Below are 17,430 nucleotides of genomic sequence, written 5' to 3'. Positions count from 1 at the left end.
TTTGTCCGCATTATAAGCAGTAAATATGACAGTTCGGTTCATCAAACTGTCATATTTTAACCAATTTATACCTCATGATGCGGCAATACAAACTCTACATCACTACGATGGCCATTTTTCATGAGTGCCAGTGCAATCGTCAGCGGCGGCTGTCCTTCATAAATCACATCATACAAGGCGCTGGTAATTGGCATATACACATCCAGCTCTTCAGAACGTGCTTTGACCTGCACAATGGTATTAATCCCTTCTGCAGTCTGGCCCAGTTCCTGTGTGGCCTGTTCCAGGGTTTTACCTTTGCCCAGTGCATACCCCACCTGATAATTACGACTCAATGGACTGCTACAGGTGGCAAATAAATCACCGACACCTGACAAACCAAGGAACGTCAGCGGGTTGGCGCCCAGCTTGACCGCAAAACGGCTCATTTCAGCCAGGGCACGGGTTAAAATCATACTCTTGGTATTTTCACCGACGTTATACGCGGCAGCCATGCCCATGGCCACGGCATAAATATTTTTTAACGCCCCACCAAGTTCCACCCCGTGTACATCATCACTACCGAATACACGGAATAAAGCACTGTGCAGTGCCTGCTGCACCGCATAACGCACCAGTTCTGACTGGCTGGCAATCACGGTTCCGGCGGGCTGCCCGGCTACAATTTCTTTGGCCAGGTTCGGGCCAGACAGCACGCCATACGGCACTTCTGGCAATTCGGCACGAATAATATCGCTCATAAAGCAGAAGGTTTTGGCCTCAATGCCCTTGGTCAGGGATACCACCGCTTGTGAAGTAATAAACGGCTTAATCTGCTTCAGCACATCACGAAAAGAATGACTTGGAATGGCGACCAAAATAATATCGCGGTCGCGCACCGCCAGTTCCAGATCCGATACTGCTTTTAAGCCCGGCTCTAAAGGAAAATCTGGCAAATAGCGTTTATTGATATGAGTGCGGTTAATTTCTTCAGCGGTGGCTTCATCCCGAATCCAGATCATGGTATCGCAGCCGTTACGCACCGCGGTATTGGCCATTGCGGTACCAAAACTGCCCCCACCCAAGACGGTAATTCTTAATGCGGTTTTCTGATCAATATTGACCGGTTCTACCAGACTGGCAAAATTTAATTCTGACATTATTTTTATATCCTCAGCCGTATGCGATGCTTATTCCGTCCAGTAACTGACATAGGCGTCAGTCTGAATGTCCGCACGCGGCGCAATCGCTTTTGCGGCAGTTCCAATATAGATGATGCCTGAAATTAAATCATCTTCATTTAATTTCAAAGCTTTTTTCAATAATTTTGATTCAACCACGGCACCACTGCGCCACATACTGGCAAAGCCCTGGGCCTGCAAAGACAGCAGGAAATTCTGTACCGCCGCCCCGGTACTTAAGGTTTGCTCAAAGTCCGGAACTTTAGGATGCGGCTGGAATTTGGTCAGTGCCAGCACCAGTAATGGCGCCCGGAAAGGATGATGTTTCACACGTTCCAGCTGCACCGCATCGGTCTGGCCTAAATCGGCCAGAGCCTGTACCAGCAACTCGCCAAAAGCTTCGCGGCGCTCTGCCGGAATCACCACAAAACGGGTCGGTTTTAAACGATGATGATCAGGCGCGGTCAAGGCTGCCTGAAAGGCACGCTCCAGCTGCGCTGCATTCGGTGCCGGCTCGACCAGATGCCCAATCGACTGACGTTGATGAATATTCTGATGAACCGTAGCTTCCATTGTATCCGTCATTGGCTTATATCTATCTATAAAATCTGCCTCAAGATTAGCATAAACCACAGAATTTACTCTATTTGCGTTGGGTTATTTGTATAAATCCTGAGTTTTAATGGCCGGCTTGTCTGTCACAGAGCCACTATATAAAACTGCATTTCTTTACAGCTTCTACAAACTCTAAAAGTGTAGATATGTTTAGATAGATGACTGATTCAACAAATAAAATATGGGGACCACACATGAACAAGCTGATTGGTTTAAGTGCTGCAGCCACCGCTGCGCTATTTTTGACCGCCTGTGCTTCAAACCCGACCTCTTCGCTGGCAATTCAGAAAGAAAATAATCAGTACGAAGTCACCGGTTTAGGTAAAAGCAATATCATCTCCAAAAACAATGCGATTAGTGCGGCCAACAAAACCTGTGGTAGCCGCGCTACACCGGTGGTGGTCGATGAACAGACCACTTATAACGGCGCTTTAAAAGGCGTGGTCGATGAACAGACCGGACAGATGATTCAGGCTGCCGCGACTGTGCTCGGCACCATCTCGGGTCGTAATGCCCAGCTGGCACAGGATGATGATTATCAGACCGTACTCACCTTCCGCTGTCAGGCCAACTAATCTGAACGTAATCAAAAGATGCAATAAAAAATGGATCAGGTCCTTTGGAGCTGATCCATTTTTTCATTTTGATGCGGGTAGCTGCCTCAGCAACAACACGACATAGTAAAGTCTAGCAATAACCATCTAAACGGGTTAATGGCAGTTTTTGCCCGATGGCTTTTTCAATTTCTGGCAAATAGAAGGCATCATCTTCGGCCAGGAAACTGATACTCACCCCACGCGTACCAGCACGACCGGTACGACCAATACGGTGTACATAGTCATCTGACTGTTCTGGCAAGGTAAAGTTCACCACATGCGATACACCATCGACGTGAATGCCGCGTCCGGCAACATCGGTGGCAATCATGATGTTGTGCTTGCCATTTTTAAACTGGTCCAGCATTTTCAGGCGTTTATCCTGGGCAATTTCACCAGATAGCATCACCACTTTATAGCCATCACGTTTCAGATGGTCATACAGACGGCGCACCTGATCGCGGCGGTTGGCAAAGATCATGACTTTTTCAATCGGCTCGTCGCGCAAAATATCTTGCAGCAGTTTATATTTGTCTGAATTCGACACCATATATACGCGCTGCTCGACATCGGCATTGGTTTTCTTTTCCGGTTCAATTTCGACAGTCACCGGTTCAAATAACCATTGCTGGGCCAGATTCAGCACATCATAGCTAAAAGTGGCTGAGAACATTAAAGTCTGGCGCTGCTCTTTACGCGGTGAAAAACGCACAATCCGTTTTACCGATGGAATAAAGCCCATATCCAGTAAACGGTCGGCTTCATCAATCACCAGAAATTCCAGCTGATCCAGCCAGACTTCTTTTTGCTCGACAAAGTCAATCAGACGACCCGGGGTCGCGACCATAATGTCGACAAAGTTTTTATCCAGCTGCGCTTTTTGCTTGTCAAAATCGACACCGCCCAACAAGGTCACTACATGTAGGTCGGTAAACTTCACCAGCTCTTTGGCATCGCTTTCAATCTGTAAGGCCAGTTCACGGGTCGGTGCCAGAATCAGGGCACGCGGCTCACCACGGAAACGCTGCTCTTTCACCGGATTATTCAATAAGTCATTGATTACGCTAATGAGGAAGGCAGCGGTTTTGCCGGTACCGGTCTGGGCGCGACCAATGGCATCATGTCCAGCCAAAGTAAATTTTAAAACCTTTTGCTGAATGGGCGTCATTTCCTTAAAACCTAAGGCCGCAATAGCTTGTCTCAGTTTCGGATGTAAATTTAAGGTTTCAAAACCAGATGACATAAAAATGTGCTCTAACTTATTAATCACAAAAACGTATCATATTATAAACAAAAAACGCCCCAATAGATGGAGCGTTTTTCAGATTAATCCAACGATTAGTCTAAAGGTTGTACTTCTTCCGCTTGGAAGCCTTTTTGACCTTTAACTACGCTGAACTCAACACGTTGACCGTCACGAAGTGAACGGTGGCCTTCGCCTTGAATCGCACGGAAGTGAACGAATACATCGTCGCCGCCGTTACGTTGAATAAAGCCAAAACCTTTAGTGTCGTTGAACCATTTAACTACGCCTTGTTCACGAGCTGTCATAAGTTAATCCTCATTGATTAAAAAGAAGGACCACCCGGTGTTGCAAACAGCAGAGTAAACAAAGTTTAAAAATATTTTTATTTCTAAGCTTGTAATCATTCTGTATAACTATTAACAAAATCCCGGTTACATCCAATTTGTAATAGGGCGACAAACAACAACTGCCTATCTCAAATCCTAAATACGCATCGAGCTTAACACGGGTTTATGACAAATAATAGATTTTTTTTGATTTATCTTATTCAGAATTCATGCTTTTTTCGACAGAGTTAATTCAAGATTTTTCAATGTTATATTTTGATAAAAACCGCAAATAAACTTTAGATTTGGCACCAAATTTGCTAATATTTTGAGTCCTTTTTTAAAGACCCGATTGAAGCAGATTATGGACAATTCTGTCGATGAAATGATCATCATTGATGCGATGGGACAACCCTGCCCCATGCCCTTACTGATGCTAAAACGCGCTTTAAAAAAAACCGGCGCCGGACACTTTCTGCTCAAGTCCTCTGACCCGCATAGTCAGCAAGATGTCAGCCGCTATTGTCAGATTCACCAGTACGGCTGTGAATTGACACAAATTTCTGCCAACGAGTTTCATTACTTTATTGAAATTAAATAATTTTCAATTAAAGTAAACAGCATGCATTGGCATAAAACTTTACATTTCTCTACCTTTTTTCCTTAATTTGCAAGGATATTGGTATTAAGATGAAATTTACAGGTAATACGACCCACCGATCCTATAAGGAGAACTCATGAGTGACAGCCGCAATCAGTTGATGCCCCTGTCATTATCTGCGCCAGGCGTAAATCTCGGTGCTTATATTAGTACCGTCAATCAAATTCCTATTTTAACGGCTGAACAAGAAAAAGAGTTAGCTGAACGTTATTATTACGATCAAGATTTAGATGCAGCAAAAATGCTGGTCATGTCGCATTTGCGATTTGTAGTCCATATTGCGCGTAGTTATGCAGGTTATGGTTTGCCACAAGGCGACCTGATTCAGGAAGGCAACCTCGGTCTAATGAAGGCCGTGAAACGCTTCGACCCGAATATGGGCGTGCGTCTGGTGTCATTTGCCGTGCACTGGATTAAAGCCGAGATTCACGAATACGTGATCCGTAACTGGCGTATTGTTAAAATTGCCACCACCAAGGCACAGCGTAAACTGTTCTTTAATTTACGCAGCCTGAAAAAATCCAGCAAAAAACTGACGCTGGAAGAAGCCAAATCGATTGCCAACGACCTGAATGTCACTCCGGAACAGGTCCTGGAAATGGAAGGCCGTCTGACCGCTTATGACGCGGCTTTCGAAGCGCAAAATGATGATGAAAGTGAAAACACTACCCATGTTGCGCCGGCGCTTTATTTAGAAGATAACCGTTACGATCCGGCCCGTCTGGTCGAAGATGAAGATTATGAGGCACAAAGTACCTCTGCCCTGCATGAAGCCATGGAGCAGCTGGATGACCGTTCGCGTAATATCTTGCAGCGTCGCTGGTTAGATGATGATAAATCGACCCTGCATGAACTAGCAGCTGAATATAATGTTTCTGCGGAGCGTATTCGCCAGCTTGAAAAAAATGCCATGGAAAAAATTAAAGTGGCAATGTCATCTAACTAAGTGATGATTCCAGAGTGCTAAAGTTAAAAAAGGGCGATCTGCCCTTTTTTGCTGTCTGTGCTTGCTGAAACCGGGCGATGATCTTAAAAGAAATCCATTTTCTCCCCCCCCTAAAATCAAAAAGCTGGATTCAATACCACATTTCAGGGTGAAAGTTTTTCACTTTCTCGTTGCCCGGAAAAATGTTAAGGTTGAGCGCAAATTTACTCAGGTCATTCTTGCTATGTGGATTGCAATTTCTGCCCTTAATTTAGCACTTGCGGTGATGTTAGGTGCATTTGGGGCACATGGCTTAAAAGCACGCGCAACAGAAGCTCAACTGGCGTGGTGGCAAACAGCGACTGATTATTTTTTCTATCATGCCCTCGGATTATTGGCACTGGCGATTCTGGCCAAAGTCATGACTCAATTTCCCATTAAAGCCAGCTTCCTGCTGATTCAGGTCGGGATTGTGTTTTTCTGTGGCTCATTGTATGTGATGGCGCTAGGTTTGCCGCGCGGTCTGGGGGCCATTACCCCAATTGGCGGTGCGCTAATGATTGCCGGCTGGCTGGTACTGGCCTGGAATGCCATGAAATATGCCCGATAATTCGGGAACGGAACAGCTAGGAAACTGCAGGTATGCACATTTATTTAAACGGCGAATTACAACAGACACAGTGCCATAATTTACTAGAACTGGTGCAACAACTGGCGTTGGAAGGCAAACGTTTTGCGGTAGAACAAAACGAGATGATTGTGCCGAAAAGCCGACTGGAAAGCACCCCTATTCATGATCAAGACCGCATTGAAATTATTCATGCCGTTGGCGGCGGCTAAGACGGAGCACGTATGGAAGACACCCTACTTAAAATCGGTTCACGCACTTTTAACTCGCGCTTGCTGGTGGGCACGGGAAAATATAAAGATCTGCAGGAAACAGATCTGGCCATTCAGGCCAGCGGTGCGGAAATTGTAACTGTTGCTATTCGTCGCGTGAATATTGGTCAGCATCCCGATCAGCCAAATTTGCTGTCTGTGATTCCACCAGAAAAATATACCATTTTGCCAAATACAGCCGGCTGTTTTGATGCCAACAGTGCAGTGCGTACCTGTATGCTGGCACGTGAACTGCTCGATGGTCATAATCTGGTAAAACTGGAAGTACTGGGCGATGAAAAAACCCTGTATCCAAACATCACCGAAACCTTAAAGGCAGCGCGTACGCTTATTGATGATGGTTTCGAGATTATGGTCTACACCTCGGATGATCCGATTGTGGCACAAGAACTGGAAAGCATGGGCTGTGTGGCAATTATGCCTTTAGGCAGCTTAATTGGTTCAGGGCTGGGGATTTTAAACCCGCATACCATTTCTATTATTAAAGAAAATGCCAAAGTACCGGTACTGGTCGATGCGGGTGTCGGCACTGCCAGCGATGCAGCAATTGCCATGGAACTGGGCTGTGATGGTGTGTTAATGAATACTGCAATTGCAGCAGCGCAAAATCCGGTCCTGATGGCTTCGGCAATGCGCAAAGCAGTGGAAGCGGGCCGTGAAGCTTATCTGGCAGGCCGGATGCCGCGTAAACGTATGGCCAATGCCAGCTCGCCAGAAACCGGTTATTTCTTTAAATAATCCGGACATTATCTGCGCTGAGAGATGAGTTGATCCTTCAGGTTTCAATTGATTTAAAAGCGAAACATGAAAAAAGGACTCTGCTTGAGTCCTTTTTTATTACGGTTTTTAAACCTGAATCAAGGAATCAAGCCTTCATCACGCATGGCAATCTGCACCGATTGACGCTCGGCCACTTTATTGCGTAGCGCAATAATATGGGTATATGGGGTTAAATCATGATGAATATGGTTCGACCAGTTGGTCAGTACGAATAAATAGGCATCGGCCGGGCCAAAGTTATCATCGACCAGATACTCATTGTCTGATTCACCAATAGTTTTATCAATATAACTTAACAGACGGTCAATTTCAGCATAGGCTTTATTTTTTTCATTATCGGTTAACTGGCCACCAAAGAATACCGCGTAGGCATCATGCAGTTCCGAGTTGAGATAACCTAACCATTCCAGCACTTTGGCACGGCCCATGCCTGATGGCGGAATTAAATCTTGTTTTGGATCGTGCTGGGCCAGAAACGGTAAAATTGCCACATTTTCGGTCAGAATCAGACCTGGATTAATCTCAAGCGCCGGAACATAGCCTTTTGGATTAATTTCGTAATAATCATGACCTTTTTCGGTTTTATGGGTTTTCAGGTCGACACGTTCTAAATCAAAATCTACATTAATTTCATTTAAAATAATATGGGCCGCTAAAGAACATGCACCCGGTGAATAATAAAGCTTCATATCTGATCCTTGTTATATAAACTACTAACTGTTTTAAATGGCTTCTAACAAACTTTCAAGTGATCGAACCTGTAAATTGCAAAAAAGCGTAAATGCGTAAAAAACATTTACCTTTTCAATATTGAGCAAGCGCGGCGCTTTTTCAAGTGGATTGCGGCTGCTTTTTTCACTTCATTTGTTTTACCATAGTCGCCTTTAAAGTTTCATGAAAAGCCGATTGTGATTAGTCTGAAAAAAGAAGAGTGGTTTTCCAATATCCGGACCGATGTGCTGGCCGGTCTGGTGGTGGGGCTGGCCCTGATTCCTGAATCCATTGCCTTTTCTGCAATTGCCGGTGTCGATCCACAAGTTGGCCTATATGCCTCCTTCTGTATTGCCGTGACCATTGCCTTTTTTGGTGGCCGCACGGCAATGATTTCGGCCGCGACAGGTGCCATGGCGCTACTGATGATTACCCTGGTCAAAGAGCACGGGCTGCAATATTTGCTGGCGGCAACGGTACTGACCGGAATCATTCAAGTGGTGGCCGGCTATTTTAAAGTGGCCAAGCTGATGCGTTTTGTGTCGCAATCGGTGGTCTATGGTTTTGTGAATGCGCTGGCGATTTTAATTTTTGTCGCGCAACTTCCAGAGCTGATGCAAATGGATCTGTGGGGCTATGTCTTTGTCGGCCTGGGGCTGGCGGTAGTTTATCTGTTTCCCTATCTGCCTAAAATTGGCAAGGCGGTGCCCTCACCCTTAATCTGCATTATTGTGCTGAGTCTGCTGGCGCTGTTTTTGGGTGCCGATATGCGTACGGTGAGTGATCTGGGACAATTTCCAGACACCTTACCGGTATTTTTAATTCCTGAAATTCCGCTGAATTTTGAAACACTGGCGATTATTTTCCCCTATTCCATCACCCTTGCGACAGTGGGTTTACTGGAAACCATGATGACCACCACCATTGTGAATGAAGTGACGGAAACTGAAGGTGACCGTCATCAGGAATGTCGTGGTCAGGGCTATGCCAATATTGTCAGCGGTTTTATGGGCGGGATGGCCGGCTGTGCCATGATTGGCCAGTCGATTATTAACGTCAGCTCTGGTGCGCGTACCCGTCTTTCTACTTTGGTCGCCGGCGTTTTCCTGCTGTGTCTGGTGGTGTTCTTTAAAGACTGGCTGGCTTATATTCCAATGGCGGCGCTGGTGGCGATTATGATTATGGTGGCCTTTACCACCTTTAACTGGGATTCGGTGCGTAACTTTAGCAAGCATCCAAAGCAAAGTAATATTGTGATGCTGACCGTGGTGGCGATTGTACTGGCCACACACAACCTGGCCTTGGGTGTTTTCGTTGGGGTATTGCTGTCGGCCTTGTTCCTGGTGAATAAGCTGGAAAGCGAAGTCAAAGTCCAGTCTAAACGCGTACAGGATACACGCCGTTATCAGATTACCGGACAGATTTTCTTTAGCAGCTCGGACAAGTTTTTCCAGTTCTTTAACTTTAAGGAAAATCTGCAGCAGGTGCAGATTGATCTGACTCATGCGCATATTTGGGATTTAACCTCGGTCAATATGCTAAATACTGTGGTGCAGAAATTTGAAGCTCGCGGGATTCAGGTCGAGCTGATTGGCTTAAATGAAGCCAGTGACACCCTGATTGATAAATTAAGTCCGAATTAAGCTTGAATAAAAACTGCCTAAAGAAAAAACGCCTGATAATCAGGCGTTTTTTATGGCAGATCAATACCCGCCTTATTTACGGCGACGTAACCAAGCCGCAGCACTCAGCCCGAATAATCCCAATAATGACCATAGACCGGTACTCCCCCCATGGGTATCCGCTTTGGAGTCTTCCGATGGCTTTGGCTCTGCCGGTGCATCTGACAGGTCCAGATCAATAATAATCGGGTCGTGGTCAGATGAACGGAAAGCATCCGGGCTATAAAAGGCCTGAATCTGCTCGGCAGTTTTATAGTCTTCGTTATAGGCCAGTGCCGTCGGTTCATCAGCATTAATGGCCCATGCAAAAGCACGTTTAACCCGTGGATACAATTGTGCATCGGCAATGGCATGGTCTAAATTACCGGCGCCGCCATAGCCTTGGGTATTACTGGCCACGCCAAACACATAACTATAAGCCTGTTTACCCTGTCCGATTTTTTCATCATTAAACAGATTTTTATAGTTGGCCTTTTCCAGCGCCAAAATCGGATCTTCTTTGGCATAACTGTTTAAGTCGCCCAGAATCAGGACATTGGGCTTCGTTACTTTGGTTGGATTGGTCGCCAGCCATTGCATTAATTTCTGTACTGCGGTCACACGGGTGCTATTCCAGCAGCCTTGACCATCGTCCTGATCTGCATCTAGGCCGGTATCAGGACAGCTACCTTTGGATTTCAGATGCTGCGGCACCACGGTAAAGCTTTCGCCACCCGCCACAGGTTTAAAACTTTGCGCCATGGTGACACGGTTCAATTGCGTACCATCATCAAACACGGCAGCAGCATTCACCGGCGTCAGGCGTTTGCTGTTATAAATCATGGCTACGGCAATGGCATCGGTGCCTAGGCGATCTGTATTTGGCGGTATCACATACTTCCAGCCTGGCCCCAGACTTTGGGTTAAATAGGCAATGGCGCTGTCTGGACCATAACCATTGTTGGCAATTTCATTCAGGCCATAGACATCGGCATCAATGGCTTTTAAGGCACTGACAATTTTCTGATGCTGCTTGTCGAACTCTGCTTTGGTTTTTGCACCGCGCTCGGTCGGGAAGCCTTGTGCAGCGCCATTGTCATAGTTCAGGACGTTAAAGGCCGCAGCACGAATCTGGGCAGTATTTTTAGCGCTGACGCTACTGCGCTCATTTTTGTCTGCCACGATATTCGGCAAGGTTCTGCCCTGAACAGGCTGAATACGCCACTGGTTAAAACGATATTCCAAAATCCCTTCTACATTTTGCAGCTCATAGCCGGCTCTTAAGGTATTTTGCGCATTAAAGTTCAGCGGCAACCACGGCGTCCGGTTCTGGTTGTTATAGCCATCATCCAGAATAATTTTGGATAGCAGGTTTTGCTTGGCCAGGCTGAGTGCTTCGTCGGATTTGGCAGGATACAGATTGGTCGGCATATATAAGCGCCCAAGGCTTAAGGCCAGCTCGCCATAACGGCCATAATTATAGTTTTCACTGACGGTCAGAGTTTGCGGCAATTTAACCAGTGCGCCCTGATAACGCTGCGGTGCATGCTGCTGAACATCCGTCAGGCTTTCAAAGGGTAAATTTACTGTTTTTGGTGCCACCCAGCTTGCCGCTTGCGGATTACAGGTTTGAATATCCTGGGTCAGCTGGTCCAGCTGGACCTGGTTTTGATAGCTAGTGAGGCGGCCACGTAAAATCACCTCTTCTCCAACCTGACCGCCTTTGATCTGGCTGCTGGCCGGAATATAAACAAAAATCGCATTATTCAGGTTTGGTTTGGCTTTGCTATCTGGCGTTTGCAGATAAAAACCGGAAAAACCATTGCTATAACGATAATCTGCGGTCATCACCCCACGCACGGTATAGATCTGGTTCTTGCTGGCACTGTGCAAATCGGCAATGGCAGTATCAGAACTGCTACAGCTAATCGTTTCCGTCACAGGCGGCGTCTGCTCTCCTTCTGGTAGCAAATACTGGCTAAAAGCATTCCGGTCAGACCAGGCCGTCCATTCACTGTTCACATCAAAAGGTGCTGTTGGGTCAACTGAGCTAACACTATGCGTGGTTTTATTGCGGCTTAAACTGGTGCCCTCTGCCCAACTCGTAGTCTGTCCAAGCACACCAAAACGATCGACCGGTGTATTATGCTTATACAGCACAACCGCATCATTACCATTAAAGTTCAGACCCGCGATTTTTTTGACCAGATCGCCCAGCACCAGCTGCAATTCACTTCGCCCGACCAGATATTCAGCTTTGGCCGGCAACACTCCCTCTAAAGACACCGTCAGTCCGGCTGTGGTCGAGCCATTGGAAAAAATCTTGATTTGATACTGAGATAAATCGGCCGCTGTCGTATCGGGGTTATAAATCTCCAGTCCCTTACGGTTCGACGTACCATCGACATATTGACTAAACATCAGCTCTGCATGTGCAGAAAAGCCACAACCCATGAGTGCCATGGCCCAGCATAAAGTATGTAATTTCATTGTTTTTTATCAGTTGTTAAAGCTTATTCAGGCTATTTTTTAGACATGACAGATGCATGAACATTTGATGAAACTATTTCTGCATTTTCATGACAGCTACCGTGAAAAAAATAGCGCAATGCATGAAAAAATTTGACTTCAACTGCTCAGGACTTAAAATACCGCATTTGAATTTTTTACGATTGCCAAAGTTATGTCGAATGATCAATTAGACCAGCAAGTCGTCGAGCTGGACAACTTAAACGAGCACCGTGAAATTGTGACGTTTATGCGTCGTTCCTCACCACTCAACACCTCTCAACGTACTGCGCTTGAACAATATGGTCACCTAATTTTGGAATATCCGGTTGGCGATTTACGTCAGCATTTTGAACATCCAGAACGTCCTTTAACGGTAGAAATCGGTTTTGGAATGGGCCGTTCACTGGTCTTAATGGCGCAGGCCAATCCGGAGCGTAACTTTGTGGGTATTGAAGTGCATGTGCCGGGTATTGCCCAGTGCGTATATGAAGCAGGCACAGCCGGTTTAAGCAACCTGCGCGTACTGGATGCCGATGCAATTCAGGTGCTGCGTGAAATGCCAGACAACAGCATTAACACCGTGCAACTGTACTTCCCGGACCCATGGCAAAAGAAACGCCACTTCAAACGCCGCTTTGTGGTGGATGAGCGTATGGAACTGATTGAACAAAAACTGGAAATGGGCGGTACTTTCCATGCAGCAACTGACTGGGAACCGTATGCAGAATGGATGCTGGACGTGCTGGACAACCGTTCACGTTTAGAAAACCTGGCAGGCAAAGGCAACAGCTATCCACGTCCGGAATGGCGCCCGCAAACCAAATTTGAACGCCGCGGTATTGAAGCCGGTCACAAGATTAACGACTTTATCTTTAAGAAAATTTCTTAATCACAAAGTTGAAAAAGCGCTGAAATCTCAGCGCTTTTTTTATACGTCCCTATCTTGAGATTAGACAAAATAGATGATCTACCAGTCAAAAGTGATTTAAAAGATCAGATCAACGACTCGATTAACCAGTATAAAACCGAAGATAACAACAATGGTTTATGACTGATGACGTTCTAAAATCTGCTGGCTGAATAGTTGATAGACCGCCTGTAAATCAGGTCGCTGCGCATCAGCCAATAACTGCTGATGCATCTGTAAAATATTCTGATCACCACGCATGGCCGGGCCGGTCTGCATGGTTTTAGGATCGGCCTGGGTGGCCTTCTGCGCCGTTTCCAGCATTAACGGATACAGCAGACTAAAATCGACCTGCTGGACATCAACAATTTGCCGGGCTATGTCATAACAATAATTACTGAAATTACAAGCAAACACCGCGGCCAGATGCAGGCTCAGACGCTGCTCGGAGCTATAGGCATAGACCCGCTGACTGAGTTCATTGGCCAGCTGCAATAATACAGCCTGATCGTCTTCATCTGCCGCTTCAATAAATACAGGGGTCTGACTCCAGTCAATCTCACGTTCCAGACTAAAGGTTTGCAGCGGATAAAATACTCCGGCACGTGCATGTACCTGCTGTAACAGCTGCATTGCAGTACTGCCGGAGGTATGGACCATCAGCACTTCAGGCAGATGAGGATGCACCTGCTCAATCACTGCGGCAATGGATTGATCACTCACCGCAATGATCACCAAGTCCAGTGTCGCATCAAACTGTGCCGGGCTGTGAATTGCACTGGCCTGTACCTGCTGTGCCAGCTGCGCTGCCTTATCCAAACTGCGGCTATAAATTTGTACTATCTGGTGCCGTGCACTCAATGCCCGTGCCAGATGATGTGCTACCCGTCCCGCGCCAATAATCCCGATTCGCATCTGTTTCATCTATATTTTGAACTGCCCACAGCATGCCAATAAAAAAAGGACGAATCAATTCGTCCTGATAGACTTGAGCCAGTTTTAGAACTTTCTTAAGGTCAGAATCTGTTCACTGCGTCCAAATGGCCCATGAACATCATGCAGAATGCCGCTGGTCAGACCAATACCGTCTTCACCATATTGTTGTACCACTTCCAGTCCTAGCCACTGGCCTTGCGGTAAGCGGTGCAGATGAATTTGCAAATCCAGGTTTGGAAAGCCCCAACCGGCATTCGGGTCCTGACGTGGCACCACACCATTGGCGGTATCTACCATACCCATCAGGCGAGTGAAATCCGATGTCGGCTGGCCGTCAATCATTTCAAGCTGATTACTGAGCCAGACAATGCCTTTGCCCGGACGATGGTCCAGATGGGCACGGGTCTGAATGCTTTGAATATAGCCGCCTGGCCAGCAGCGCATGCCATCCCACTCGGGTAAATAGTCCGGACTTTCTGCCGGTAAATCTTCCAGACCGGCAATGGCACGAGTGTCGGAAGTCAGCATTTTCCAGGCACGCGCCACAATACAGGTTTTGCCATTGGCACACATTTCCGCTTCAATCAGTTCAATGGTTTTGCCCGGGCGAATCATGCGGGTAGTAATCGAAAATTCACCAAAGGCAATCAAACCAAAAATATCCAGCCCGACCCGGCCAATGCGCATTTCTGCACGTGGCTGGAACTGTTCCAGCTCTGCACAGAGAATACCGGTGGCAGGTGCCATATGCTGCTCATGCGGATTCCACGCGCCCTGAGCATGAATATTCGATTCATAATAAGCTGTGCTGCTGCCATCTGCATGCTGTTCACGTCTGATAAAACTGTAATATGCCGACATTATTTTCCCTACTTCCTTGCTCTTTGCTCTGTGTGCTACCTACCTGTGTAGCCTCTGTTTCGTTTATTTTCGTGCAAAAAAACCATAATAATTCATGATTTGACAATAAACCCTGCAACTTTTAAATCCGACTTTTGTTAATACGTCTTTGGTCTGTTCAGCCGAAACCAGTTCAAAATCATCATCCAGACGTGCAATCATCTTTTCACTCTGGCTCACTGTTAAGCCCTGTTGCACCGCTACATGCTGCAGCACTTGCTGTTCAGCCAATGTTTCAGGCTGCATCAGGTCATAACTGAGGAAAACACCACCCGGTTTTAAGCGCTGGCAGATGTCCTGAAAAAAATCGGCTTTGGCCGGCATGGGAATAAAATGCGCCACCAGAATGGCCAGTGCCGCATCAAAAGGCTGAGGGGACTCTAAACTCTGGCTATCGGCCTGAATAAACTGCACCCGCTCGGCACCTGCAATTGAGCGGATCGTATTTTGTGCCTGTTCCAGCATGGCACGGGAGGGATCAATGGCGGTAATCTGCCACTGTGGATGATGTGCCAATAAATAGGTCAGCTCATAGCCTGTCCCGCACCCGACCACCAGAATATGCGCAGTTTCCGGTAATTCTGCTGTTAGAATGGCATCAATCTGTTGATGTACCAGTTCATAGCCGGGAATCAGTTTACGGATGTGATCATCATAGCCGGCGACAATGACTTCACTGTGAAAGTTTTTGGCCATCTTTAACTCACTCTACCTCTGACTTTTGAATAGACTTGCGAAGATCATTCTTGTTGGAAAGTCATGACAGCTCGCGGAAAGCAAAGCAATTTTGCTCTGATTTGATTTTTCCCGAGATTCAATCACATGACCGGCGATATCCCTGTCGCCCTGTCATGTGATTAGATGCCTGCATGAATCAAGCAATTTCTTTTAGGTTTAACTCTTCACGCATAAATTCACGCAGCTTAAACTTCTGCGCCTTACCCGATGCCGTCATTGGAAACTCGCTAAAGAAACGCACATAACGTGGCACTTTATTGTGTGAAATATGCTCGGCGCAGTACTGGCGAATGGTTTCTTCTGTGCAAGGGTCGTTTTCATGCAAGATAATGCAGGCGCAGAGTTCTTCGCCATATTTATGGTCAGGTACGCCAATCACCTGTACATCGCAAACCGCCGGATGGGTATAGAGGAAATCTTCAATTTCTTTCGGGAACAGGTTTTCACCGCCACGAATCACCACATCTTTAATCCGGCCTTTAATTTTGACAAAGCCTTCATCGTCCATTTCAGCGATATCACCGGTATGCATCCAGCGTGCAGCATCAATCACTTCTGCGGTTTTTTCCTGATCTTCCCAATAGCCGAGCATTACCGAATAACCGCGAACACAGAGTTCACCGAGCTGTCCACGTGGTACCACCTTGCCCTCTTCATCGACAATTTTGACTTCCAGATGTGGATGGACTCGGCCTACAGTACTGACGCGACGTTCCACCGAATCTTCCGTTGAACTTTGCGCACTTACCGGTGCTGTTTCAGTCATGCCATAGCAGATGGTAATTTCCGACATATGCATGCGGTCAATCACGCGCTGCATGATTTCCTGCGGACATGGACTGCCGGCCATAATACCGGTGCGCAAGCTTGACAGGTCAAACTCATCAAACTGTTCATGCTCTAAAATGGCAATGAACATGGTCGGTACGCCATAAGCGGCGGTACATTTTTCCTGCTGAATGGCTTTTAAAGTATCCAGCGGGTTAAATACGGCTGATGGATAAACCATGGTGGAACCATGAGTGATACAGGCCAAGTTCCCCATCACCATCCCGAAACAGTGGAATAACGGCACTGAAATACAGACCCGATCTGCCGGGCTGAGATGAATTGCTTCACCGACAAAATAGCCATTATTTAAAATGTTGTTATGGGTCAGCATGGTGCCTTTCGGATTCCCGGTGGTGCCCGATGTAAACTGAATATTAATAGTTTCATCAAACTGCAACTCACTAGAAATCTGCTGCAGTTTTTGCAGCATTTTTTTGCTTGGCGGGGTCAGTAAATCCTGAAAGCGGTGTAATCCGGCATGTTCCTGATCATCAATTTTAATAATATGTTTCAGATGCGGCAGGCGCTCGGCTTTCAGCACTTTGCTTGCTGCCTGGTTCAGCTCCGGGGCAATTTTGGTCAGAATCTCCTGATAATTGGTGGTCTTGAACTGCGAGGCAATCACCAGTCCCTTACACGACACTTTATTCAGTACATATTCCAGCTCATTGCTTTTATAGGCCGGGTTCAGGTTCACCAGAATAATGCCGGCTTTAAAGGCCGCAAACTGGGTAATGGTCCATTCCACGCAGTTCGGCGACCAGATTGCAAGACGGTCACCTTTTTGAAAGCCCAGTTTCAGCAAACTGCAGGCAAAGGCATTCACCTGCTCTTGCAACTGCCGGTAGCTCAAACGCACATTCTGATGCAGGCTGACCACCGCATCCTGTTCGGCGTATTGCGCGCAAGCCTGATCAAATTTTTCACCAATCGTTGTGCCCAGTAAAGGCTGGCTGCTCGTTCCGTAGGCGTAGCTTAACCGTACTTGTGTCATTGAATCGTTCTCCTTGATTCTTTGTAATTCTG

18 protein-coding genes are annotated in these 17,430 nt (G+C 46.6%); 8 read left to right on the top strand and 10 right to left on the bottom strand.

Annotated features, from left to right (window positions below):
• Window positions 1–65 precede the first annotated feature (65 nt).
• Together ACVLR6_RS05495 and ACVLR6_RS05490 are read right to left on the bottom strand one after the other, a co-directional pair.
• On the bottom strand, window positions 66–1,139 hold the full coding sequence (locus ACVLR6_RS05495; protein ID WP_016658361.1) for an NAD(P)H-dependent glycerol-3-phosphate dehydrogenase: 1,074 nt from the start codon (window positions 1,137–1,139) through the stop codon (window positions 66–68).
• Between the two features lie 30 nt (window positions 1,140–1,169).
• A complete protein-coding gene (locus tag ACVLR6_RS05490) occupies window positions 1,170–1,745 on the bottom strand; it encodes a nitroreductase family protein (protein ID WP_034597478.1) in 576 nt (191 codons plus the stop codon).
• 224 nt (window positions 1,746–1,969) lie between these two features.
• Here ACVLR6_RS05490 and ACVLR6_RS05485 point away from each other — a divergent pair, with 224 nt between their 5' ends.
• Complete coding sequence (locus ACVLR6_RS05485) at window positions 1,970–2,350, top strand: hypothetical protein (RefSeq protein WP_005177108.1); 381 nt, start codon at window positions 1,970–1,972, stop codon at window positions 2,348–2,350.
• A gap of 112 nt (window positions 2,351–2,462) precedes the next feature.
• On the opposite strand, the gene rhlB is transcribed toward ACVLR6_RS05485, so the two are convergent.
• Complete coding sequence (gene rhlB, locus ACVLR6_RS05480; RefSeq protein WP_005177106.1) at window positions 2,463–3,614, bottom strand: ATP-dependent RNA helicase RhlB; 1,152 nt, start codon at window positions 3,612–3,614, stop codon at window positions 2,463–2,465.
• A 95-nt stretch (window positions 3,615–3,709) separates the two neighbouring features.
• Window positions 3,710–3,922 (bottom strand): cold-shock protein, encoded by a 213-nt coding sequence (locus tag ACVLR6_RS05475; RefSeq protein ID WP_005177104.1) that lies wholly within the window; start codon window positions 3,920–3,922, stop codon window positions 3,710–3,712.
• A 385-nt stretch (window positions 3,923–4,307) separates the two neighbouring features.
• Between ACVLR6_RS05475 and ACVLR6_RS05470 the strand changes: the two genes are divergently transcribed.
• The 5 genes from ACVLR6_RS05470 (at window position 4,308) to ACVLR6_RS05450 (ending at window position 7,167) form a co-directional block, all read left to right on the top strand.
• Entirely contained in the window at window positions 4,308–4,544 is a 237-nt protein-coding gene (locus ACVLR6_RS05470; protein WP_016658363.1) for a sulfurtransferase TusA family protein, read from the top strand.
• Window positions 4,545–4,680: 136 nt separating this feature from the next.
• Complete coding sequence (gene rpoH, locus ACVLR6_RS05465) at window positions 4,681–5,550, top strand: RNA polymerase sigma factor RpoH (RefSeq protein WP_005177101.1); 870 nt, start codon at window positions 4,681–4,683, stop codon at window positions 5,548–5,550.
• A gap of 223 nt (window positions 5,551–5,773) precedes the next feature.
• Complete coding sequence (locus tag ACVLR6_RS05460; RefSeq protein ID WP_005177099.1) at window positions 5,774–6,139, top strand: DUF423 domain-containing protein; 366 nt, start codon at window positions 5,774–5,776, stop codon at window positions 6,137–6,139.
• Window positions 6,140–6,171: 32 nt separating this feature from the next.
• Window positions 6,172–6,369, top strand: a complete 198-nt coding sequence (gene thiS / locus ACVLR6_RS05455; RefSeq protein ID WP_005177095.1) for a sulfur carrier protein ThiS — start codon at window positions 6,172–6,174, stop codon at window positions 6,367–6,369.
• A gap of 12 nt (window positions 6,370–6,381) precedes the next feature.
• Window positions 6,382–7,167: a thiazole synthase gene (locus tag ACVLR6_RS05450; RefSeq protein WP_005177093.1), complete on the top strand. Its 786-nt coding sequence runs from the start codon at window positions 6,382–6,384 to the stop codon at window positions 7,165–7,167.
• A 119-nt stretch (window positions 7,168–7,286) separates the two neighbouring features.
• Here the strand turns inward: ACVLR6_RS05450 and ACVLR6_RS05445 are convergent, their stop codons facing one another.
• Window positions 7,287–7,898: a glutathione binding-like protein gene (locus tag ACVLR6_RS05445; RefSeq protein WP_104488773.1), complete on the bottom strand. Its 612-nt coding sequence runs from the start codon at window positions 7,896–7,898 to the stop codon at window positions 7,287–7,289.
• 219 nt (window positions 7,899–8,117) lie between these two features.
• Here ACVLR6_RS05445 and ACVLR6_RS05440 point away from each other — a divergent pair, with 219 nt between their 5' ends.
• Window positions 8,118–9,563 (top strand): SulP family inorganic anion transporter, encoded by a 1,446-nt coding sequence (locus tag ACVLR6_RS05440; RefSeq protein WP_104471853.1) that lies wholly within the window; start codon window positions 8,118–8,120, stop codon window positions 9,561–9,563.
• Window positions 9,564–9,635: 72 nt separating this feature from the next.
• Here ACVLR6_RS05440 and ACVLR6_RS05435 read toward each other — a convergent pair whose 3' ends face one another.
• The gene (locus ACVLR6_RS05435; RefSeq protein ID WP_455996159.1) at window positions 9,636–12,044 is read right to left on the bottom strand and encodes an ExeM/NucH family extracellular endonuclease; all 2,409 of its coding nucleotides are present in this window, start codon (window positions 12,042–12,044) and stop codon (window positions 9,636–9,638) included.
• Between the two features lie 220 nt (window positions 12,045–12,264).
• Between ACVLR6_RS05435 and trmB the strand changes: the two genes are divergently transcribed.
• The gene (trmB, locus tag ACVLR6_RS05430; protein ID WP_005177088.1) at window positions 12,265–12,981 is read left to right on the top strand and encodes a tRNA (guanosine(46)-N7)-methyltransferase TrmB; all 717 of its coding nucleotides are present in this window, start codon (window positions 12,265–12,267) and stop codon (window positions 12,979–12,981) included.
• Between the two features lie 156 nt (window positions 12,982–13,137).
• On the opposite strand, the gene ACVLR6_RS05425 is transcribed toward trmB, so the two are convergent.
• The 4 genes from ACVLR6_RS05425 to ACVLR6_RS05410 all read right to left on the bottom strand — a co-directional run bounded on the left by ACVLR6_RS05425 (window position 13,138) and on the right by ACVLR6_RS05410 (window position 17,398).
• A complete protein-coding gene (locus tag ACVLR6_RS05425) occupies window positions 13,138–13,914 on the bottom strand; it encodes a Rossmann-like and DUF2520 domain-containing protein (RefSeq protein WP_104488794.1) in 777 nt (258 codons plus the stop codon).
• Window positions 13,915–13,998: 84 nt separating this feature from the next.
• Entirely contained in the window at window positions 13,999–14,796 is a 798-nt protein-coding gene (locus tag ACVLR6_RS05420; protein WP_005177084.1) for a thioesterase family protein, read from the bottom strand.
• Between the two features lie 63 nt (window positions 14,797–14,859).
• Entirely contained in the window at window positions 14,860–15,531 is a 672-nt protein-coding gene (locus ACVLR6_RS05415; protein WP_455995987.1) for a class I SAM-dependent methyltransferase, read from the bottom strand.
• A 178-nt stretch (window positions 15,532–15,709) separates the two neighbouring features.
• The gene (locus tag ACVLR6_RS05410) at window positions 15,710–17,398 is read right to left on the bottom strand and encodes an AMP-binding protein (RefSeq protein ID WP_104488771.1); all 1,689 of its coding nucleotides are present in this window, start codon (window positions 17,396–17,398) and stop codon (window positions 15,710–15,712) included.
• Window positions 17,399–17,430: the final 32 nt, after the last annotated feature.

Source organism: Acinetobacter sp. T63 (assembly GCF_053852345.1).
The sequence above is the reverse complement of the archived record's forward strand: the minus strand, read 5'-3'. Positions and strand labels throughout refer to the sequence as shown.